At 62.4% G+C, this 22217-nt stretch carries 17 protein-coding genes and 1 pseudogene; 9 read left to right on the forward strand and 9 right to left on the reverse strand.

The window, feature by feature from the left end:
• Position 1: 1 nt before the first annotated feature.
• A complete protein-coding gene (locus QME24_RS05510; protein ID WP_275000306.1) occupies positions 2-3781 on the reverse strand; it encodes a CheR family methyltransferase in 3780 nt (1259 codons plus the stop codon).
• Positions 3782-4089: 308 nt separating this feature from the next.
• Here QME24_RS05510 and QME24_RS05515 point away from each other — a divergent pair, with 308 nt between their 5' ends.
• Complete coding sequence (locus tag QME24_RS05515) at positions 4090-4296, forward strand: general stress protein (RefSeq protein WP_054904688.1); 207 nt, start codon at positions 4090-4092, stop codon at positions 4294-4296.
• Positions 4297-4437: 141 nt separating this feature from the next.
• A complete protein-coding gene (locus QME24_RS05520) occupies positions 4438-4707 on the forward strand; it encodes a DUF6555 family protein (RefSeq protein ID WP_029886814.1) in 270 nt (89 codons plus the stop codon).
• A gap of 127 nt (positions 4708-4834) precedes the next feature.
• On the opposite strand, the gene QME24_RS05525 is transcribed toward QME24_RS05520, so the two are convergent.
• Genes QME24_RS05525 through QME24_RS05535 form a run of 3 tightly spaced genes read right to left on the reverse strand, consistent with a single transcriptional unit; the run spans position 4835 to position 8555 of the window.
• Positions 4835-7033: a xanthine dehydrogenase family protein molybdopterin-binding subunit gene (locus tag QME24_RS05525; protein WP_280091182.1), complete on the reverse strand. Its 2199-nt coding sequence runs from the start codon at positions 7031-7033 to the stop codon at positions 4835-4837.
• Positions 7034-7035: 2 nt separating this feature from the next.
• Positions 7036-8031, reverse strand: a complete 996-nt coding sequence (locus QME24_RS05530; RefSeq protein WP_054904687.1) for a xanthine dehydrogenase family protein subunit M — start codon at positions 8029-8031, stop codon at positions 7036-7038.
• The gene (locus QME24_RS05535; RefSeq protein WP_054904686.1) at positions 8028-8555 is read right to left on the reverse strand and encodes a (2Fe-2S)-binding protein; all 528 of its coding nucleotides are present in this window, start codon (positions 8553-8555) and stop codon (positions 8028-8030) included. The genes QME24_RS05530 and QME24_RS05535 overlap by 4 nt, the downstream gene beginning before the upstream one ends.
• A 493-nt stretch (positions 8556-9048) precedes the next feature.
• On the opposite strand from QME24_RS05535, the gene QME24_RS05540 reads away from it, so the two are divergent.
• The 5 genes and pseudogenes from QME24_RS05540 (at position 9049) to QME24_RS05560 (ending at position 12289) form a co-directional block, all read left to right on the forward strand.
• The gene (locus QME24_RS05540) at positions 9049-9591 is read left to right on the forward strand and encodes a hypothetical protein (RefSeq protein ID WP_054904685.1); all 543 of its coding nucleotides are present in this window, start codon (positions 9049-9051) and stop codon (positions 9589-9591) included.
• 364 nt (positions 9592-9955) lie between these two features.
• Positions 9956-10738 (forward strand): hypothetical protein, encoded by a 783-nt coding sequence (locus QME24_RS05545; RefSeq protein WP_280091173.1) that lies wholly within the window; start codon positions 9956-9958, stop codon positions 10736-10738.
• A complete protein-coding gene (locus QME24_RS05550) occupies positions 10731-11021 on the forward strand; it encodes a hypothetical protein (RefSeq protein WP_177331335.1) in 291 nt (96 codons plus the stop codon). The genes QME24_RS05545 and QME24_RS05550 overlap by 8 nt, the downstream gene beginning before the upstream one ends.
• A 274-nt stretch (positions 11022-11295) precedes the next feature.
• Positions 11296-11448, forward strand: a pseudogene (locus QME24_RS05555) (TetR/AcrR family transcriptional regulator); the annotation flags it as partial.
• 283 nt (positions 11449-11731) lie between these two features.
• Positions 11732-12289 (forward strand): TetR/AcrR family transcriptional regulator, encoded by a 558-nt coding sequence (locus QME24_RS05560; protein WP_054905255.1) that lies wholly within the window; start codon positions 11732-11734, stop codon positions 12287-12289.
• 85 nt (positions 12290-12374) lie between these two features.
• Here QME24_RS05560 and QME24_RS05565 read toward each other — a convergent pair whose 3' ends face one another.
• The 3 genes from QME24_RS05565 to QME24_RS05575 are packed head-to-tail and all read right to left on the reverse strand — an operon-like array spanning position 12375 to position 18052.
• Positions 12375-13778 carry an efflux transporter outer membrane subunit gene (locus QME24_RS05565; RefSeq protein ID WP_054905256.1) on the reverse strand — a complete coding sequence of 468 codons (1404 nt, stop codon included), beginning with the start codon at positions 13776-13778 and terminating at the stop codon, positions 12375-12377.
• Complete coding sequence (locus QME24_RS05570) at positions 13778-16903, reverse strand: efflux RND transporter permease subunit (RefSeq protein ID WP_192440029.1); 3126 nt, start codon at positions 16901-16903, stop codon at positions 13778-13780. The genes QME24_RS05565 and QME24_RS05570 overlap by 1 nt, the downstream gene beginning before the upstream one ends.
• A 15-nt stretch (positions 16904-16918) precedes the next feature.
• A complete protein-coding gene (locus QME24_RS05575; RefSeq protein WP_054905258.1) occupies positions 16919-18052 on the reverse strand; it encodes a MexC family multidrug efflux RND transporter periplasmic adaptor subunit in 1134 nt (377 codons plus the stop codon).
• A 295-nt stretch (positions 18053-18347) separates the two neighbouring features.
• On the opposite strand from QME24_RS05575, the gene QME24_RS05580 reads away from it, so the two are divergent.
• Entirely contained in the window at positions 18348-18725 is a 378-nt protein-coding gene (locus tag QME24_RS05580) for a hypothetical protein (RefSeq protein WP_281690792.1), read from the forward strand.
• A 46-nt stretch (positions 18726-18771) separates the two neighbouring features.
• Here the strand turns inward: QME24_RS05580 and QME24_RS05585 are convergent, their stop codons facing one another.
• The gene (locus QME24_RS05585) at positions 18772-19971 is read right to left on the reverse strand and encodes a helix-turn-helix domain-containing protein (protein ID WP_054905260.1); all 1200 of its coding nucleotides are present in this window, start codon (positions 19969-19971) and stop codon (positions 18772-18774) included.
• Between the two features lie 292 nt (positions 19972-20263).
• Between QME24_RS05585 and QME24_RS05590 the strand changes: the two genes are divergently transcribed.
• A complete protein-coding gene (locus tag QME24_RS05590) occupies positions 20264-21133 on the forward strand; it encodes a phytanoyl-CoA dioxygenase family protein (RefSeq protein WP_280091174.1) in 870 nt (289 codons plus the stop codon).
• 116 nt (positions 21134-21249) lie between these two features.
• Here QME24_RS05590 and QME24_RS05595 read toward each other — a convergent pair whose 3' ends face one another.
• Positions 21250-22212, reverse strand: coding sequence for a YCF48-related protein (locus tag QME24_RS05595; protein WP_054905262.1), 963 nt, complete (start codon positions 22210-22212; stop codon positions 21250-21252).
• Positions 22213-22217: the final 5 nt, after the last annotated feature.

Here is a 22217-nt window from a genome sequence, read left to right on the forward strand (position 1 = left end):
ATCAGTAAGGCACCGTGCCGATCAAGGTTTCGATGGCCTCCACCAGTTCGTCGTAGCCGACCGGCTTGTTCAGGTGCCGGTCGAAGCCGGACTGGCGTGACTTGTGCTGGTCTGCGCTGGCACCGTAGCCGGTGAGGGCAATGGCCGGGGTGTGGCGCAGATGGGCGTGGCTGCGCAGCGCCTTGATCAAGGCATGGCCATCCATCACCGGCATGCCGATGTCGGAGAGGATGATGTCGAACGCCTCACCGGAGGCCACCTCCAGCGCCTCGCGGGGGCGGCTGAAGGCGCGCACGCTGGCGTTTTCCATTTCCAGCAGCTCTTGCATGATCTCCAATACCTCTACCGAGTCATCCACCAGCAACACGCGCACGCCGTGCAGCCGGCCCTCCCGGGACTGCTCTGCAGGATTGGCGCAAGGCGGCGACTGCACGTTGCACAGGGGCAGGCAAACGGAGAAGGTGCAGCCCAAGCCCAAGCCGGCCGAACTGGCCTGCACGGTGCCGCCCTGGGCTTCGACCAACTGGCGTACCAACGAAAGGCCGATGCCCAGGCCTTCACGGTTCTGATTGGCCAGCTGGGGAGCCTGGCTGAACAGGTCGAAGATGTGCTCCAGGCTGTCGGGGCTCAAGCCTACGCCCTGGTCAATCACCTGCAGGCGTGCCTGTTGATCGTCACGGCTCAATACCAGGCGTATCTCACTGCCTGCCGGGCTGAATTTCAGGGCATTGTTCAGCAGGTTCCAGATGATCTGCTCCAGGCGCGTGACATCGCCTTCGATCATCACTGGCAAGCCGTCGGCAGGCAGCTCCAGGCGCACCAGACAGGGGTGTTGCTCAGCCACCACCACAGCGTGGATGCCGCGCAGGATGGCGCCAAGGTCTACCGGCTCGGTCTTGAGCTTGAGCTTGCCGGTACGGATGCGTGCCACATCCAGCAGGTCATCGATGATCCTGGCCTGGCTGCCAACCGCCTCGCAGATGGTGGCAACGGCCTTGCTGGCGTTACCGATCTGCTTGATCGAGGGCAGGCGGCGGAGCATTTCCGCATTCAGCTGAATCAGGTTCAGTGGGTGCTTCAGTTCATGCGACATGATGGCGAAGAACTCGTCTTTCATGTGGCTGGTGGTTTGCGATTCCGCCAGTTGCTTGCTCAAGCGTTCTTCGCCCAGGCGCACATGCTCTTCGGCAGCGTGGCTGCTGCTGATGTCGATGAAGGTCAGGACGGTGCCGTCGATTTTCTGCTCGCTGGAGCGGTAGGGCAGCAGACGTGCCAGGTACCAGTGGTCGCGCTGGCCGCCAACTTCCCGCTCGATAACGGCCTCACCCTGGGCCACGGCGCGGGCATCATCAGCCATGGCCGGGTAGTCCAGGCGGTGCGTGATGTCGAGCAATGAGCGGCCGGTATCGACCGGTAAAATGTTGAACAGGTCGGCGGCGCGCGGCGTGAACCAGCGGATATGCAGGTTGCGGTCGACGAACACGGTGGCGATTTCGGTGCAGGCGATCAGGTTGCTCAGGTAGTCGTTGACCTTGTCGGTCTCTTCCACCTTGTTCTTCAACTCGTAGTTGACGGTGAGCAACTCCTCGTTGATGGACTGCAGCTCCTCCTTGCTGGTTTCCAGCTCTTCGCTGGCCGAACGCAGCTCTTCGTTGATTGCCTGCATTTCTTCGTTGGAGGCCGTGAGTTCCTCGCTGGATACCTGCGACTGCTCGATGGTTTCCTGCAGCTGCAGGCGGGTACGCTGGAGTTCACGCTCCAGGTTGTGCAGGACCATGCTGTCGGTCTGGCGGATGACGCCCGGCAGTGGCAGGGAAGGGTCGGGCACCCGCTGCTCGAACACCACCAGCAGGCAATCGCCGTTGTGCACGTCGTCCTTGTAAGGCTGCACGGTGATTTCCACCTGCAACGGCTGTTGGCCATCGCCCAGGTCGACCGGCCGGGAGGTGACCGCTTCGGTGCCTTGGCGCGCCTGGAACAGCGTACTGCGCAGCGCCAGGCGCAGGCTCGGCAGCACCAGGCCGAGCAGATTGCGGCTGGGCTCGCCGCCGCCCAGTTGCAGGAAGCGCCCGACACCCTCGCTCATGTGCAGGATATTGCCGTCCACATCCGCGATCAGGCTGGCCGGCATGCGCAGGGCCAGCGCGCGGTGGTGCAGTTCGGCATAGGAGGGCTTGCGCCCGGGCTTGACCTTGGCCAACGGGTCCAATGGCAGGCTGGCGCCAGTGCTGCCAGGCACCTGCCGCTCGGCGCGGCGCCCGGCATTGCTGACGTCACGGGCGCGGAAGATACGGTTACGCTTGTCCACCGGCGCGAACAGTTCACCCACCACGTCGGCTGACTCGGACGAGCCCAGGAACAGATGGCCGCCAGGGCGCAAGGCAAAGTGGAACATCAACAGGATGTCGCGTTGCACTTCGCGGTCGAGGTAGATCAGCAGGTTGCGGCAGACAATGAGGTCAATTTGCGAAAAGGGTGGGTCCGACAGCAGGTTGTGGCGCGCGAACAACACTTTTTCGCGCACTTCCTTGCGCACCCGGTAATGCTGGTCTTCCTTGACGAAGAACTGGCGCAGCCGGCTGGGCGGCACATCGGTCACGATCGCTTCGGAGTAAAAGCCGGTACGGGCGATGCCGATGGCCCGCTCATCGAGGTCGGTGGCAAACACCTGGACCTTGCGGTTGCGCTGCTCCAGCGCAAGTTGCTCACAGATCAGCATGGCCAGGCTGTAGGCCTCTTCGCCGGTGGAGCAGCCGGCCGACCAGACGCGGATCTCGTCATGGCCGTCGACGGGGTCATGCTCGCTGGCCAGCTGGGGCAGCACGTGCCGCTCCAGGGCCTCGAAGGCTTCGCGGTCGCGGAAGAAGTTGGTCACGCCGATCAGCATGTCTGCCAGCAACGCCGTGGACTCGGCGGGGTTCTGCTCGAGGTAGTGCAAGTAGCCGGCGAGGTTGCTTTGCCCGGTCACGTGCAGGCGGCGTTCAATGCGCCGCAGCACGGTGGCGCGCTTGTAGTGCTGGAAATCGTGCCCCGTGTTGCTGCGCAACTGCAGGAGGATCTCCTCCAGCAGCGGCTCGCTGGCCTGCGCGTCGCCTACGCGGGTGCCCAGCGCCGGGGGCAGGGTGTCATCCTCGATTTCCGGCAACCTGACCTGGCGGGCGTTACGCCACAGCTCCAGCAGCTTTTGTGGCATCTCGGCCACGGGCAGCACCAGGTCGACCATGCCGGTTTCGATGGCAGCCCGGGGCATGCTGTCGTACTGGGCATCGTCCGGGGTCTGAACCAGGGTCACGCCGCCTTGCTCCTTGATCCGCGACAGCCCCACGGCACCGTCGGCGCCGGTGCCCGACAACACCACGCAGAATGCATGGTCCTTGTGCACGTCGGCCAGGTCGCGGAAGAACAGGTCAATGGCCACGTGGTCGCCACGGCGGCGATTGGCGGGGGTCACGCGCAGGTAGCCGTCATTGGTCGAGAGGCGATTGGCCGGGGAGATGACATACACATGGTTACGCTCGATCGGCACCGGCTCGGTGACTTGGCGCACGGGCATCTGCGTGGTGGCCTGGATGATCCGGTCGGCCACGCTCTGATGATCCGGCGACAAGTGCAGCACCACCACGAACGCCATGCCGCAGTCGCTTGGCATATGCCGGAACAGCGTGCAGATGGCCTCCAGGCCACCCGCGGAGGCACCGATGCCCACCACCGGAAAGTCCAAGTGGCTTGGGCTGAGTGCAGGGTTTTGCGGCGCGGCGGGTTGCTTGGGCGAGGACTTCATCGACGGAGCCTTGTACAAGAGCCTTACGGGCGGTGCGTGACTGTGCAGTCACACCTGGATAGTGGGGCGATTATAGGCCGCTACCCTGCAGTTGTGACTGCTGCATGAGCGATAAAGTGCGCCCCGCCTGCAAACGGGGCGCAAATAGTTGGCCTGCACGTGTTTCGGGCCACCGGTCAGCTGCCGTCAAAACGTGTGAGCCAAGCGGGCAATTACAGGTTCGGAATCTGAACATGGCAACCTGGGGTGCGTGCACTGTATGAACGCACAGGTTGTGCGACCGCCTATTCATCGCAAGGAGAAACTACATGGCACAAGATCAGGAAAGTACCCGCCAGCGCGGCGGAACCAAAGAAACCAACCCGGGCAATTTCGCCAACGACCGTGAGCGGGCATCGCGCGCTGGGCACAAAGGCGGCCAGGCGTCGGGCGGCAACTTCGCCAATGATCGCCAGCGGGCATCGGAAGCCGGACGCAAAGGTGGCCGGAACAGCCACGGCACACGCAGCGAGTGAAGGTACTGCGCGAGCGGTAGTGTGCCTGTAGGCGTACACCGCTCGGGCGCCGCCGGTGCCTGTCGATCGATATTTTTTGAATCTTCTGCTGCTGCCCCGATCAATCAGGGTGTCATCCACGGAGAAGAGGAGGCCCCTGCGATGCCTGCCCCACAGCTGTTCATCATCGATTACCAACTGCATGGTCAGCCGCGCAGTTTCATCATTCGCCTGGACCGCCTGGACAATGCCGAAGCCTGGCATTGGGCAAGTTGCGATGCGGGCATTGGGATCATCCCCAAATTCGGGCGGGAAAAGATCAGGAAGGTCAGCCGCCCGATGGCTGAACGGTATGGGATTACTGCGGTGAGCTGGCGCCTGTCGGGGAGCAAACCGAATCAGTCGGTGGGCGACCCTGCGGCCATTGTCTAGCGGTAGCGCAGGGGCTGCTGCGGTTCCCTCCGCCCCCAGATGGCCCCAGTTCCGAGTACCGATTTGCTGAGAAATGAGGGGAGCGGCCTGCAGCCGCTCCCCTCGCATGCTTCTGACAACTTTCGCGTTACAGCACCTTGTCGAGTGTGATCGGGAACTCCCTCACGCGTTTGCCGGTTGCGTGGTAGATGGCGTTCGCCACTGCGGCAGCCACGCCGACCACGCCGATTTCGCCCACACCCTTGGACCCCAGCTCATTGACGACATCGTCGTGCTCTTCAACAAAGAACACGTCGATATCACCACAGTCCGCGTTCACCGGGATGTGGTACTCCGCAAGGTTGTGATTGACGATGCGACCCAGGCCATGGTCGGTCAAGGCCTCTTCGTGCAGTGCCATGCCGATACCCCATACCACGCCGCCCAGGATCTGGCTGCGGGCCGTTTTCGGGTTGACCACGCGGCCCGCCGCCACGGCGCTGACCACTCGGGTGACCTTGATCATGCCAAGGTCTTCGTCGACCTGGACTTCGACGAACACCGCCGAGTGGGTCGCCGTGGAAAACGGTTGGCGCCTTGCACCAGGCTCAGCGTCGATTTGCACTTCGAACTGCGCGCCAGGGGCACTGGCGACGATATCTGCCAAGGCCACGCGAAAACTACCCGCGTGCAGGTAACCATCCGCGAAGACGATGTCCTCCCGCGCTGCGCTCGCCACTTGCGGATGCACCTTGCGGGCATGCTCCAGCACCTTGGTACGCAACACCTGGCAAGCCTGGCGCACGGCCGAGCCAACCGACGATACCGTGAACGACCCGCCCTGCAGGGGCGCGGTGGGCAGGGACGAGTCACCTAGCACGAAGGTGACATCTTCCACGCTGACGCCCGCAGCGTCGGCTGCAATCTGGGTCATGACGGTGTAGGTGCCGGTGCCGATATCGGTGGTGGCGCTGCTGACGGTGAGGTGGCCTTGGGCATCCAGGCGCGCTTTCGCGCTGGCCGTCATTTGCATGGCCTCCCAGACGCCGCCCGCCATTCCCCAACCGACCAACTGGTTGCCAGTGCGCATGCTGCGCGGTTGCGGGTTGCGGTGCTGCCAACCGAAACGCTCACTGCCTTGCTGGTAGCACGCCAGCAGTTCCTTGCTGGAGTAGGGCTTGCCCTCGTTCCCGTTGTTGGCGGCAAAATTACGCCGGCGCAGCTCTACCGGGTCGATATCAGCGGCACAGGCAAGCTCATCCATCGCGCACTCAAGCGCGACCACGCCTGAACCGGCCCCAGGGGCACGCATGTCAAGGGGCGTGTACACATCCAGCGAGGCCAGGCGGTAGTTGAGTTCAACGTTGTCGCACTGGTATAGCATGCCGCTCCATTCCACCAGGTGCTCGGTGAAGTCTTCGAAGCGCGAGGTCTGCCCCAGCCCATCGTGACCGACCGCCAGCAAGCGCCCATCTGCAGCTGCCCCCAGGCGCAAACGCTGCTCGGTGCGGGGCCGGTAGCCGAACGTGAACATTTGCTGGCGCGTGAGGGTGACGCGCACAGAGCGCCGAAGATGCAGCGCCGCCATCACTGCCAGGGGCAGCTGGTACTGCGGGCGCAGGCCCGAGCCGAAGGCACCGCCGACGAAGGCTGCGTGCACACGGATCTGGGCCTTGGGCAGGCCGAACACCTTGTGCAGGTAGTCCTGGCAGTTCTGCGTGCCTTGGGTCTTGTCATGAATTTCCAGGCTGCCGTCGGGCTTGTAGTGCACGGTGGAGGCGTGGGGCTCCATCGGGTTGTGGTGCTCGTTGGCAGTCAGGTAGGTAGCATCGACCTGCACGGGTGCCCCAGCGAAACTGCCAGCGAAGTCGCCACGCGGGGCCGGTGTTTCTGCCGGCGCCACATGCGACGCCTTGGTAGCGCCCAGGTCTGTCTCGTGAGGTTCCTCGGCGTATTCGATCCGGATCAATGAGCCTGCATACCGGGCCACCTCCAGGGTGTGCGCCACCACCAGCGCCAGGGGTTGCCCGCTATACAGCACTCGATCGTTGAACAGGGGCCGAAAGGGCGCGCCCTCAGCTGCATCGGCGTCGCTGTAGTCATCGTCATAACTGGAAATATGCGGACGGTGCCCATGGTCGAGCACCGCGACAACGCCGGGTACGCCCAGCGCCTCGGTAGCGTCGATGCGCAGTACACGGCCGCGGGCGATGGTACTGGACACCACGCTGCCATGGAGCAGGCCGTCTTTTGGGTATTCGCCCGCATAGCGTGCCTGGCCGGTGACTTTAGCCACGCCATCCACGCGATCCAGAGGGGTACCGACTACCGATTTGTTGTTGACCATGGTCATGCCCCCACACCAGCGGCACGGTGCGCCGCGTCAGTCAATGCACGCACGATTGCACGCTGCGCCAGTGTTACTTTGAAACCGTTGTGGCTCAGCGGCTGTGCGCCCTGGAGCAGCGCCTGTGCGGCGTTATCGAACAGCGCCTCGGAAGGCACCTGGCCAACCAGCAGGCTTTCCACCGCCGGGTCGCGCCATGGTTTGTGCGCTACACCGCCCAGCGCCAGGCGGGCGTGCTGAATCACATCGCCATCCAAGCGCAAGGCCGCAGCGACCGACACCAGCGCAAACGCGTAGGAGGCTCGGTCTCGAATTTTCAGGTAGCGGTAATGCTGTTCGAACAGCGGTGGCGGCAGCTCTACGGCCGTTACCAGTTCATCGGCTGCCAGCTGGTTATCACGCTCCGGATTGTTCTCCGGCAGGCGATGGAAATCTGCGAACGGGATCTGGCGTTTACCAGCCGGTCCCTCTACGTGCACCACGGCTTCGAGTGCTGCCAGTGCTACGCACATGTCGGACGGATGAGTGGCCACACAGGCCTCACTGGCGCCAAGAATGGCGTGTATGCGGTTGCGGCCGCTACGAGCAGGGCATCCGCTGCCGGGTTCACGTTTGTTGCAGGGGGTGCCGGTATCGTAGAAGTAGTAACAGCGTGTGCGCTGGAGCAAGTTGCCGCCGGTACTGGCCATGTTTCTCAACTGCGGTGAAGCGCCCGCCAGGATAGCCTGTGACAGCAACGGGTATTGTTGCTCGATCATCGGGTGCCAGGCCAGGTCGGCATTGCTGACCAGGGCACCGATCATGACGCCACCGTTGGCAGTGGGGTGCAGCCCATCCAGCGCCAAGCCTGAAATATCGATCAGGCGCTCGGGGCGGACCACGTTTTCCTTCATCAGGTCGACCAGGTTGGTGCCCCCGGCAATAAAGCGCGCGCTGTCGCCAGCCAGGCTCACGGCTTCGCTGACTGACGCAGGCTTGTGGTAGCTGAAGGGCATCATGGCTTCGCCCCCCGTTGTGGTTGATCCGGGTGTGCCATCAGCGGCTGGGCTTCTTCGATTGCTGCGACGATGTTGCCATAGGCGCCACAGCGGCAAAGGTTGCCGCTCATCTGCTCGCGAATGGCCTCGCGGCAGTCGGCACGTCCTTCACCCACAAGCCCGACGGCAGAGCAGATCTGCCCAGGTGTGCAGTACCCGCACTGAAACGCATCGTGGGTGATGAAAGCCCGTTGCATAGGGTGCAGCACGTCGCCGCTGGCCAGCCCCTCGATGGTCACCAAGTCTGCGCCGTCGCACATGATGGCCAGGGTCAGGCAAGCATTGACGCGCTTGCCGTCGCGCAACACCGTGCAGGCGCCACATTGGCCGTGGTCGCAGCCTTTTTTGGTACCTACCAGGTCCAGCTGTTCACGCAACAGGTCGAGCAGGGTGGTCCACGGGTGGACTGCCAGTGTTCGGGGCTGACCATTGAGGGTCAGGCAGATGGGGTGTTCTGCAGCCCCATTGGAAGAGAGCGCGCTCATGGAAGGTCCTCACGGTCAGGGTTCACGCAGTTGGCTGCGTCTTTGTTGTGCGACCCGGGAGGTTGCGAAAACGTTCCACCGGTTTGCCAGGCGTGGAAAGGTGGTTGCGGGCACGGCGTGACGGCGTGCAGGCGTTATGGTGGTGAACCGCGGGACTGAGAGCGAGGCTCACGGCTGCTGGCCGGTAGCCAAGAAGGGATGAGCGGGCGAGGGCACGAACCGTGGCTGACGTATTTGCGGGGAAGGGCCGGTATATTACGAACTACAACGTTAACTCAACTAAATGGATATTTAGCGTAGTTATTCCTTGAATTCATATAATAGGGGCAGGGTAGCTCATCTGTTGAGCTATGGGTAGCTCATCCTTGTTCGCTATCTTCCAAATTTGTACGGTATCTTTCGAGGTCACGCATAATCCGCACGTGTAATCGGTAACAATCCCCATAAATCAAAGGCTCCAGCCATCTGCGACGGCCATTCAAAGGAGTATGCAATGGGTCATTTTCCAAGCTGGATGCTTCACAGCGCTCACAATTATCTGAAAGCTGCTGAGGTTTTGGACGCACAGAACCTGCCGCACGTTGCCCAGGTCAATGCGGCGATTGGGATGGAAATCCTGCTCAAGAGCTTCATTTCTGTGCCTGACCAGCATCAAGGTACATCCGGAGAGACCTACAAGCTCGACGCCGCGGCGTTGGCATCAGCTCATCAGCATCTGCAATGCGCTGACAAAACCAGTCGTAAAACCCCTGACAAGCACGACTTGTTGACGTTGTTCCATGCGATTCCCGAAGCGATTCGTCGCAGCTTGGCCCTGGACGGCCAGGAAGATTCCTTCGAGCGGTACCGCGATGTGTTCACCAATAGCCGGTATCCGTATGAGTCGAGCAGTTGGAAATTTTCCGATCCGGTGCTGATGAGGTTGCTGAGGTGGACTTTGGCCAACGCGGTTGGCTACTACAAGGAGCGAGGCTCGCAGGATCCGTTCGTGCTGGGTTACATCGCTGAGGTCCAAGCTCGATCTGCAGCGCAGTGATCGAGGCCGGGGGGGCTGGCTTCATATCTGCCCACCCACGGCCCCGGCAGCTTCATACGAAGTTGCGCATAATGCATATTATGTTAAATGTGATGCTGCGTCATAAGCGTTATGTGTCCAATCCCACATACCTCCGGTCAAAACCCCACAAACCCCGTTTCCCGGAAATTCAAAGGCTTTGGTTCGATTCATAACCCTATCTCTGCGCATTGTTGAGGCTATCGCTAAATGAGGCGACTCACCAGTAGTCATGCTTAACCCATTGATCTGATTGAATAAATTGACAACCAAGGCAATGCCCTGCGAATTAAAGCGACATCTGTGCAACTCAGCTTAATTATCTAAAGCCAAAGTACCCTATTTTTTGAGACTGCTGTGGGCGCTGCTGATCCAGGGTAAACCACTGAACCAGCTCAAGCGCCAGGATGCCCAAGACTATCTGAGTTTCTGTCGAAACCCGCCAGATGACTGGATGGGTCCGGTGACCCGCAGCCGGTTCGTCAGTAACCAGCACGCCCTCTATGCCCGGGAGGCCTACATCCCCAACCCCAAATGGCATCCGTTTAATACCAAGTCCCGCAAGGTGATCGCTGAAGAAACTCCGAGCACCCAGGAGTATCAAGCTGCGAATGGCACATTGAACCAGGTGTATACGGTCTGCAGTCGCTTCTATGAGTTTCTTGTGGAAGATGGCTTCGCTCAAACGAATCCCTTTCGGCTCTTTAAAAAAGACAACCGACTCTCCACGCAAGTGCTGGAAGTTACTTCTTCGCGGCAACTTACGCCGCTGCGGTGGGACTTTGTCCTGGATACCGTTGAAGCAATGGCGAACGCCGAACCGGAGCGGCATGAGCGAACATTATTTATTGTTGCCACGCTGTTCGCCATGTACCTAGGGGTTTCCGATCTCGCCGGTCGCAAAAACTGGAAATCCACCATGGGTGACTTCCGCTTAGATGATGAAGGTAATTGGTGGTACTTCGCCGTGGGTAAAGGCAACAAGGCGGCGAAGATTGCCGTGCGGGATATCTACGTAGAGCGCTATTTGAGACGTTATCGGCGATTCCTGGGACTTCCCGAGTTACCTCATCCAGGAGAAACTACGCCCCTGATCACGACCCTCAACGGCCGCGCCGGTTTTGTCTGATCGACAGATCCGCGCCCTCCTCCAAACCGTGTTTGATAAAGCCGTAGAGAAGATGCGCAGCGAAGGCCGCGCGAACCACGAGATGAAAAGTCTGCGCTGTGCGTCCGCGCACTGGCTGCGTCACACCTCCGCCACCTTTGACGCGCCGCTGCGCAATCCTAAGGACCTGCAGGAAGACTTGCGTCACAGCAATCTCAGTACAACCCAGAACACCTATTATCACTCGCATGATCAGGAGCGCGCACATTCGGTTAAACGCATCGGCATGCGCGACCGCGGTTGAGCTCGGATCGCCTGCCGATTTCCAGCCTGGCGTCCACAGGGATCGAAGCCTTTTTCTAGGAGCCAAGAGTGAAAATTACCGGGCGGGTCGAGATTGAGGCCATTACTGATGTCACGTGTGACGTCTGCGGTAGCTCTACGCGCATGGCTGCGGGCATTTACCAGTGTAAGCGTCCGGCGAACTCACCTTCCGGGATCCAGCATTAAGGGCGAGGTGGTATGACGATATCTCCACACTGCTTGACGGCTACGACAGCTTTGAAGCTCGGGTCATCGGCTGCACCACAGGCGCGGTGACCTACTACTTTGCCAACAAGGAAGAAATGGTCAGCGCCATTGCGCAGACCCTGTTCGACAAGGTCGACCCACTACTGGCCATCGACCTCGATCATGTCGACATCAAGTCGCTCATTGAGCAGTGGCACCAATGATTGACGCTTTTATCGTCCTGATTTCCTCATCCAAAATCGCCAAGTCCTCAGTCGCCTTCCCTAATCCCGGCGCCACCCAGGAGTGCTTCATTCTGCCCCTGAACTTCGCCGCCTCCCTCGTTCTGGCACACCGAAGGAGGCGGTGCCGGTACACGTGCAAGCAAGCACCCGTACGTCTACTACCTGCAAGCCCTGGTTGAGCCATTATTTACTCAAATGGGTGTCCTATGAGTCGTTTTCCTTCACAATGCTTGCACGATATGCAGTGTGGAATCTTCTGATGCACCTCCCTACCGATGAGCGCCTGCTCAAAGCGCTGGCCGACGCGATCGTCGTCCACCCCCGAGCCACATTGAAGGAGCTGGCCGAGGCGGCGGGCGTGAGCAAGGCGACCCTGCACCGTTTCTGTGGAACCCGTGACAACCTGGTGAACATGCTGGAGCGCTATGGCAACCAGGTCCTCTCCCAGGTCATCGGCAACGCTGACCTGCACGGCAGCGACCCCAGCGCAGCCCTGCATCGCCTCATCGTCGAGCACCTCAAGCATCGCGAAATGATGATCTTTCTGCTCTTTCAGTACCGCCCGGACTCATTCGACGACAGCGAGGCGAACCGCCCGTGGCGGGCCTATGCCGACGCCCTGGATGCCTTCTTCCTGCGTGGCCAGCAAGCGGGCGCTTTCCGTATCGATATCAGCGCGGCGATCTTCACCGAAATGTTCCTTAGCATGGTGTATGGCATCGTCGATGCCGAACGACGCGGGAGAGCAGCCAGCGCCACATCCGTGCAGACGCTGGAGCTGCTATTCCTCGACGGCGCTGCGGCACCTGCTCGCTGACCTGCCTTCGCCAGCCCCAAAAAAGGCCCCAGGACATCAATCTCTGGGGCCAAGTGGCTGGACATGCCAACCAAAGGAGGCTGTTTCAGCCCTTGCCCGGCCAGCCGCCACCGAGTGCGCGGAATAGGTCGACCAACGCAAGCTGGCGCTGGGTACTGGCTTCGATGAAGGCTGCTTCGTTCACGTAGCTGTTGCGCTGCGCGTCCAGGTAACGCAAATGGCTGTCCACCCCACCCTCGTACCGCGCCTTGGCCAGCGCCAGCGTCGCACGGCTGGTGTCGACCAGGGCCCGGCGCGCGGTTTGTTCGCGGCGCAGGGTGTCGGCGGCAGCCAGCGCATCAGACACTTCGCGGAAGGCGACCTGGATCACGCCTTCGTAGGCGGCCACGGCCGAGTCCTTGCGTGCCTCGGCCAGGCTGAGCCCGGCCCGGTTGCGCCCGGCGTCGAACAACGGCAGTGACAACTGCGGCATGAAGCCCCAGCTACGCGAGCCACCGTCGAACAGCCCGGACATCTGCGTACTGGCGGTGCCAAAGCTGCCGGTCAGGCTGATACGCGGGAAAAAGGCGGCCCGTGCCGCGCCGATATCGGCATTGCGCGCACGCAGCCGGTGTTCGGCGGCGAGGATATCGGGACGGCGCTCGATCAATGCCGACGGCGCGCCCGGCGCAATGTCATTGAGCACCATCAGCTCATCCGGGCGCTCAACGGGCATCGCCTTGGCCGCCTCGGCGCTGCCCAGCAACAGCAACAGCGCGTTGTAGGCCTGGCGCTGCTGGCGCACGGTGACTTCGAGCTCGGCACGAGACTGCTCGACCAGCCCCAACGCCTCCTGATGGTCCAGCGCCGTTGCCGTGCCGGCAGCGCGACGCTGACCGACCAACGCCAGAGAGTCCTCGCGGCTGGTCAGGGTCTGGCGGGTCAGCGCCTGGCGCCGCTCGGCACCGTCCAAGGCCAGGTAGGCCTGGCTCACCTCGGCGATCAGGGCGATGCGTGCGGCACGCCCGACTTCCTCGGTGGCCAGGTACTGCTCTAGGGCCGCATCGCTCAGGTTTTTGACCCGTCCGAACAGGTCCACCTCATATTCCGGCAATGACAAGCCCACCTGATAAGTGCTGGTGACCCCTTCGCGGCCATCGTTCGAAAGTGCCGAAGGCAGGTGCTGGCGATTGCCCGCGGCGCTGGCGTTCAGCCCAGGCACCCGGTCGGCCCGCTGGATCCGGTACTGGGCGCGGGCCTGCTCGATGTCGAGCAGGGTCTGGCGCAAGGAGCGGTTGTTGTCCAGCGCACTGGCGATCAGCTGACGCAGCACCGGGTCGACAATGAACGCCTGCCACTGCATCTGCTCCACCGAAGGGCCGGCATGACCGGCAGCATCGCCCCATCCGGCCGCCACCGGTGCTTCTGGGCGCTGGTAGGTGGGCGCCAGGGAGCAACCGGTCAAGGTCAAGGACAGGACCAAGGGAAGCACACGATTGAATTTGATCATCACTTGGCAACCTCGACCGGTTGCTCAGGTACGGGCTTGCGCTTGAGCAGCGTCAACACCCAGACGAAACAGATCGGCACGAACACCACGCCCAACAAGGTGGCACTGAGCATGCCGCCGATTACGCCGGTGCCGATGGCGCGCTGGCTTGCCGCCCCCGCGCCGGAGGCGACGGCCAATGGCACCACGCCGAGGATGAACGCCATGGAGGTCATCACGATCGGACGGAAACGCAGGCGCGCGGCCTCGATGGCGGCGTCGCCCAGGCTGTAGCCCTTCTCCCACAGTTCCTTGGCGAACTCGACGATCAGGATGGCGTTCTTCGCCGCCAGGCCAATGATGGTGATCAGGCCGACCTTGAAATACACGTCGTTGGGCATGCCGGTGAGCGTCACCGCCCAGACCGCACCCAAGGCACCAATCGGCACGATCAACATGACCGTCAGCGGAATCGCCCAGCTTTCGTACAGCGCCACCAGCAGCAGGAACACCACCAGGATGGCCAGGGCGAACAGGCTGGCCGCCTGGCCGCTGGACACCTTCTCCTGGTAGGAAAGGCCCGTCCAGGCGTAGCCGATACCCGGCGGCAGCTCGCTGACCAGACGCTCCATCTCGGCCATCGCCTGGCCAGTACTGTGCCCCGGCGAAGCGTCGCCGGCGATGCGGATGGACGGGTAGCCATTGTAGCGCACCAGTTGCACCGGCCCCTCTTCCCACTGGATGGTGACGAAGGCGCTGAACGGCACCTGCTCGCCGTTGGCATTCGGGGCATAGAGGCGCAGTACGCTTTCGGGGGTCATGCGTTCGCCTTGCTCAGCCTGCACCACCACGCGCTGCTGGCGCCCGGCATTGGTGAAGTCGTTGATCACCGCCGAACCAAAAGCAGTGGCCAAGGTGCTGTTGATGGCCTCGAAGCTCACCCCCAGCGTTCGGGCTTTTTCCCGGTCGATGTGCACGCGCAACTGCGGCGCCTCGGCCAGGCCTTCCATCATCGCGTAGAGAATCACCGGATTGCCGTTGGCACGGGCCAGCAGTTGGTCACGGGCGGCGAGCAGTGCTTCACGGCCAAGGCCGCCACGGTCCATCAGGCGCAGGGCGAAACCACCGGAGTTGCCCAGGCCGTCGATGGGCGGTGGCATGACCGCAGTGATGGTGCCGTCACCGTTGGTGGCGAATTGTGCATTGATCGCTGCCGTTTCCGCCTCCGCCGATTGCGTCATGTCACGCTGCGACCAGTCCTTGAAGGTGGGGAACGCCAGTGCGGCGTTGTCGCCCTGGCCCGAGAAACTGAAGCCGCTGACGATGAACGAGTTGGCCACCGCCTCACGAGACATCAGGAATTTCTCCAACGCCTCGGCGGTGTAGTCGGTACGTACCCGGCTGGCACCTGGCGGCAGCTGTACGTCGACGACGCTGTAGCCCAGATCTTCAGCCGGCACGAAGGCCTCCGGCAGGCGCAGGTAGGAATAGCCCAGCACCACCAGGATGCCGACATACGCCAGCATCCAGCGCCCGGCACGCGCCACCAGCTCACTGCTGAGCAGCGAATAGCGCTCCGTGATACGGGCGAAGCCACGGTTGAATGCCCCGAAGAAACCGCCCTTCTCATGATAGCCATGAGGCACTGGCTTGAGCAGCGTGGCGCACAGCGCAGGCGTGAAGGTCAGGGCCAGGAAGCCGGAGAACAGGATCGAGACAGCCAGAGACACAGAGAACTGCTGATAGATCACCCCCACCGAACCGGACATGAACGCCAAAGGCAGGAATACCGCCGCCAGCACCAGGGTGATACCAATAATGGCTCCGGAAACCTGCCCCATGGCCTTGACGGTCGCCTCCACCGGCGACAGGCCTTCCTCGGCCATCAAGCGCTCGACATTCTCCACCACCACGATGGCGTCGTCCACCAGGATGCCGATGGCCAGCACCATGCCGAACATGGTCATCATGTTCACCGAAAAGCCGAGCAGTTTCATGATCATCAGCGTCCCGAGCAGGCACACCGGCACCACGATCGAGGGCACCAGGGTGTAGCGCACGTTCTGCAGGAACAGGAACATCACCAGGAACACCAGCACCATGGCTTCGATCAAGGTGTGGATGACCTTCTCGATGGCCACGTCGACGAAGCGCGAGGTGTCGTACGGCACCGAATACTCGACCCCTTCGGGGAAGAACTGCGACAGCTCGGCCAGGCGCTCCCTGACCTGCGTCGCTGTCTGGATGGCGTTGGCGCCCGGCGCCAGCTGCACCGCGCCGGCCACCGCCAGGTGGCCGTTCAGACGTGCCGACAGGTTGTAGTTCTCGCTACCGATGGCCATGCGCGCGACATCACCCAGACGCACGCTGGAGCCATCCGGGTTGGCGCGCAGGACGATGCCGGCGAACGCCTCCGGCGTGTCGAGGGTGCCCTGCACGGCCAGGGTCGCGGTCAGCTCCTGCTCGCTGGCGCCCGGCGTGCTGCCGAAGCTGCCGGCCGGCACCTGGACGTTCTGGCCGCGAATCGCCGCGTTGATATCGTCGATGGACAGGCCATAACCCACCAGCTTCTGCGGATCCACCCAGACCCGCATGGCCGCTTCGGACGCGAAGAACTGCAGCTTGCCCACGCCGGGCACGCGCAGCAGTTCGTTGTTGATGTTGCGCGCGGCATAGTCGGCCAGGGCCGTGGTATCGCCACGGTTGCCGACCGTGCTGGTCAGGGCGTAGATCAGCAGGAAACCGGAGCTGGCCTGCTCGACTTTCAGCCCTTGGGTCAGCACCGCCTGAGGCATACGCGCCTCGGCCTGTTTCAAGCGGTTCTGCACATCGACCTGCGCCATGTCCGGATCGGTGCCAGGCTCGAAGGTCACCATCACTTCGGCCACGCCGTTGGAGTTGTTGGTCGACTCGTAGTACAACAGGCCCTTGGCGCCGTTGAGCGACTGTTCGATGATGCTGGTCACCGACTCCACCATGACCTTGGCCGAAGCGCCGGGGTAGGAGGCAGTGATGGAAATCTGCGGTGGCGCCACGTTGGGGTACTGGGCCACGGGCAAGGATGGAATCACCAGCAATCCTGCCAGTGAAATGAACAACGCCACGACCCAGGCAAAGTTCGGGCGATGGATGAAAAACCTGGACATCTCACGTTCCTCGCGTCACTGGGCGGCAGCCGTTTGTTGCTGTGCCGGCGCCACCGGCATACCGGGTGCCAACCCTGCCGGGCTACCGACGATCACCTGATCACCTGGCTCGAGCCCTTCGTTGATTTGCCAACGCGAGCCTTGCATCACACCGGTTCGCACGACGCGTGCCTCGGCGATGCCATTGGCGGCTACCATGACCCGTGCCTGGCCATCGCTGCCTCGCTGGACCGCACGCTGAGGAACCAGGATGGCGTGGTTGTCGGTACCTTGAGGTGCGCGCACGCGCACATACATGCCCGGCAAGAGGGTGCCGTCGGCATTATCGAAACGCCCACGCAGGACGACCTGGCCGGTACCGCGGTCCACACTCACATCGGTGAACATCAGCTCGCCTGAACGCTGGAAATCGGTGCCTTCCACTTGCGCGGTCAGACGCTGGCTGTCGGCCGAGAGTGCGCCGTCCTTGACCGCCTGTCGCAGGCGCAGCGCGTCAGCAGCTGACTGCGTGAAGTCAATGTAGATCGGGTCGAGTTGCTGTATCCGCGCCATCAGCGTCGCCTCCCCCTGCCCCACCAAAGCGCCTTCGGTGGCCAGCGCACGGCCAATGCGTCCGGAGATCGGCGCAGTGACGGTGGCGTAACCCAGGTTAAGGCGTGCGGCCTGCACATCGGCCTGCGCGGAACGAATCGCCGCACGGGCACTGCGCAACTCGGCAGTGGCGCTGTCGAAATCCTGCTGGCTGACCGCCTCGATCTTGACCAGCGGCTCATAGCGCTTCACACGCGCCTGGGCTTCCTGGTGCACGGCCTGGGCACGGGCGAGGTCCGCCTCGGCGCGGGCCAGGGCGGCCTTGAACGGCGCCGGGTCGATCTGGAACAGCACATCCCCCGCCTTGACGTCAGCCCCTTCCTCGAAGCGCTTGTGCAACACGATACCCGGCACCCGCGCCCTTACCTCTGCGACCCGCATCGGCTCGACCCGGCCCGGCAACTCAGCGGCCAGGGTCACCTGCTCGGAGGCCAACGTCACGATTTCCACCGGGTAGCTCGCATTGGCTGCGCCGTCCTGCTCTGCTGCGGGCTCGCACCCGGCCAAGGCAATCGCCACGGCCAGTACGCCCACTCTTATCGAACCTGTCTTGCCCATCACTCACCCGAGCCTTGATTGAAAACGGGGCGAATGCTACTTTCCAAACCCATATGAGTCAATTATGTCTCAATAAAATCAAACAAGACTCCTCATGACCACTTCAGGCTTCCCTCCTTCATCGCTTTCCACCAAGCTGGTGAATGCCCTCTATGCCGCTGCCGCCTTGCGACCCAGAGCGTCCATGGGTGAACTGGCGGCGTTGGCGGGCATCAGCCGGGCTACCTTGCACCGTTACTGCGGGACGAGAGAAAACCTCGATAGCCAGCTCGAACAGCACGCCAAAAACACGCTCATGCAGATCCTCGACAACAGCGGCGCGCTGGCTTCCACAGAGCCCCTGGCCGCGTTGCGTCAGCTGATTCGCGAACACCTGGCCCAAGGCGAACTGATCGCCTTCCTGGCTTCCCGTTACCCTGTGCACATGAGCGTGCAGCACGAGCTGCGGTTTTATCTGGAAAGGCTCGATGCGTTGTTCTTCAGCGGCCAGCGACAGGGTGTATTTCGAGCGGATGTCACCGCGGCGCTGCTGACCGAGATGTTCTTATCGCTGTTGCACGGCATGGTCGATGCCCGCCAGCGAGGGCATGCGCCAAGCGAGCGTGCAAAGATGCTGGAGAACGCGTTTTTGCAGGGCATTGCAACGCGGGCACCCTGTTGGGCGCCCGCGTAGGGCAACAGCCGTGAAGCGCCATTGCGCCAAAGGAAGGGGATAACCGCTATTGCTCGTCGCCATCGAGCGGCGTACTCCAGATCACCAGCTCAAGAGCGGCGGCGATCTGGATGCGATGATCGGCAAGCGGGACAGGCAGCAGGTCCTGGGCGCGCTCCAGCCGGCGAAGCAAGGTATTGCGATGGGTACCCAGCACCTCGGCGGTCTGGGTGATGCTGCAGCCATTGGCCAGGAAGGCGTGCAACGAATGCTGAAGCACCGTGGGTTCGGTCGCCAGGCGCCCCAGGGTGCTCAAGACGAACTGCCTGGCCGCGCGGGCATCCTGGGTCATCAACGACACCATCCTCACCTGATCGATCGTGGCAACGGCGGGTGAACCCGCCAAGCGGCCCATCACCCGCTGGGTGGTCAAGGCTTCTAGGTGCGAGCGCCGGAAGCCATTCATCCCCGCGCCCGCCGAACCGATTGCCGCGCGAATCTTGGGAAATTGTCGAGCGACGCCTTGCAGCAGGTATAGGTCCAGCGGCTTTGCCGCATTGCTCCAGGCCCACAGGGTCGCAGGGCCCGCAAATACGATCAGGGGCGCCACCGTGCCCGTGAGCTGCGCCAGGGCACGCGCCATATCTTCCAGGGGGCGAATCTCGGCGTCCGGGGTTTCGCTCCAGATGAGGCAGGCATGGTGTCTCTGCGCAAGGCTGTAGCCCAGTCGCCTGCCGAACTGCTCCGCGTCCACATCCCTGCCATCGAGCAGCCGGCTGACCAGGCTGCGTTTATCGACAGGATCATCATGGGTCTGGGCGTTCTTTTCTTCGAGGATGATCTGCGTCACCACACGCATGTTGCTGTCGATGAATTCCGAGATCGAACGCGACGAGACCTTCAGGAATTCCTCGAGCACCACGGGATCCTGCGTCAGGCTGAAGGCCATCTTCATCCACAGGTCCCAGGCTGCGTTCTGTGTCGACCTTGCAACATTCATCAGCAGCTCGGACAGCCCCCTGCGGGCGAGCTCCCTGGCCGTGTCCACCATGTCAGCAGACACGTAGGGCTCCACCGGCTCACCAGGGCGCTGCAGGTTGGCATTGGCCCAATGCAGCAACTCTGCTCGGTTGGCGCGCCGGCACGACGCGAGGATGACCGGGTCCTCCAGCAACCTGGCATCTTCGGGTGAAGAGAACAGTGACTGGTTCAGCCGCTCGACCCACTCAGGGGGCAGCGCCTGAGCGAGTTCGGCGCCTTTGCGCATAAGCTCGCGAACGGCTTCCGAGGGGCGTGGCCAGGGCGATGGCGTGCTGGTCATGGGCGGTGCAAATCACTCAAAAATCGGCTGGAAAATGGTGCAGTTCGTACCTTGGCGCAGGGCCAGTGCAAACCTAGCATGAACTCACTGCCTGAACAAAAAGAACAAGGAGGCACCGTGGCGCTCCATGTCCCTTTCCTGGGTTTAGCGCAGTAGCAAGCAGGCCTGTTTCCTGATGCCCGTTGATCAAACGTCAACCCGCCTGCGCAACCGTTCCTTTCAATCTGGAGTGTTCTCAATGTCAGCCTCTCGCAACTCCACGCCAAGCCTGCCAGTTGTAACCCGCTCGACTTCCGCGCAAGAAATTGCGCTGCTGAGCGACCAGGCAGGTGCCGTAATCATCCGCAACTTCATGACCCCTGAACAAGTCGCACGAATCAACAGCGAACTCGACGCCCCCCTGGCCGCGCTCGATGCCGGCTCCAGGCACGAGCACGCGCTGATCGCCGAGTTCCATGGCCACCAGACCAAACGGCTTACCAACCTCGTCACTCACAGCAAGACCTTTCGTGAGGAAATTCTCGATGACGACCTCTTTCACGAACTGGGGAACGTGCTTTACGCCCCGGAGTGCGGTGACTGGTGGCTGACCACGGCCCAGTTGATCGAGATCGGCCCAGGCAGCAAAGCGCAAATGCTGCACCGTGACATGATGCAGTACCAACCGTTCGTGGCCATGAACAGGCATGCGCCACGCGCCATCACCAACCTGATGCTGGCGCTGAGCGATTTCACTGAGGAAAACGGCGCCACGCGCTTGATCCCCGGGAGCCAGGATTGGGATGACTTTTACGATACAGGAACCCCAGAGATGACGATCCCCGCCCTGTTGAAAGCCGGCGATGCCATGCTGTTCGGCGGGAAAGTCGTTCATGGCGGCGGTGCCAACGTGACCGCCGACCATTACCGTCGCGGGCTGACCATCCCTATGCAGGCTTCGATCATCACGCCTGAAGAAGCCTACCCGTTGATCGTGCCGCTCGAGCTGGTACGCACGCTTTCTCCACGGGTCCAGAAGATTCTCGGTTTCCGCTCCCAATACCCCAATGGCAGCCCTGGCCTTTGGCAACATAACTACGCAGACCTGGCGGATTACCTTCAGCTCTAGCGTCCAGCGTTGACTTGCCTGGGCCTGATGGTGCCACGACCACCCAGACGCCCAGGCAAGGAAACACGCCAGGCATCGCTTTGCGATGCCTGGCCTCTGAACGAGTGGCCGGCCCTTCACTCCTGGCAGGGCATAACCCCTCGGCGTGAAAACAAGACAGGTACGCCCTCGGCGTTGAACAACGCCGCCGTCAGTGAAAGGCCATCAGCGGTCTGCGTTTCCTGAAAACTGTGCCCGTCATCGCTGCTCTGCACGCTCAGCCCATCCAGCCCGACCGCCAACACACGAGAGCCCGCTACCGCTACGCTCGTGACAGAGCCTTTGCTTTGCGTTGGCACTCGGCGAAAGCCCTTGCCGTCCGCTGAACCCTGCAACAGGGTGCCGCGCTGGCCACCCAGCAGCAGACGCCCATCGGCCAGTACTGCGCCAGACCACAGGGTGCCTTCGTAGCCGGTATCCAGGTAACGCCAGTTCTTCCCCTGGTCTTCGGAATGCAGCACCTGCCCATGCTCGGCCGTGGCGTACAGCCTGCCGCGGCTGTCGGCAAACAACCCCATCAGGTTGAGGTCGGCCCGCTTGGCCCCCGGCGGAGCCTGCAGCGGCTGCTCAGCCCACGTCTGGCCCCCATCTTCGGTCGTCAGCACCAACGACCAGAGGCCTACTGCAACACCCTGCCGGGCATTGAAGAAGTGCACCGCGAACAGTGGCCGGTCTTCCTCGGTGGCCAGTCGCTGGGCCCGCCAGGACTCCCCGCCATCGGTGGTGGCCAGGATCGCGCCCCAGTGGCCAACCGCCCAGCCGCGTTTGGCATCCACGAAAGACACGCCCGTCAATGGCGTGGACAGCGGTACCGACCTCGCCTGGCGCCACTGCATGCCCTGATCGTCGGACAACAGCACGACACCGTGGTCGCCCACGGCCACCATGCGCGCCCCCGCCCAACCGGCGGCCAGCATGGTGGCCTGCGTGGCATTGCTCGCCTGTACGGCCGGTACCGCCTGCAACGGCGCGGCCTGAAGAGACATCAGCGGCACTGCTGCTGCGAGCAAGGCTGCGGTGAATGAAACCCTGAACTTCATGCTTC

The organism is Pseudomonas sp. PARCl1 (assembly GCF_947311875.1).
GTDB lineage: Bacteria > Pseudomonadota > Gammaproteobacteria > Pseudomonadales > Pseudomonadaceae > Aquipseudomonas > Aquipseudomonas juntendi.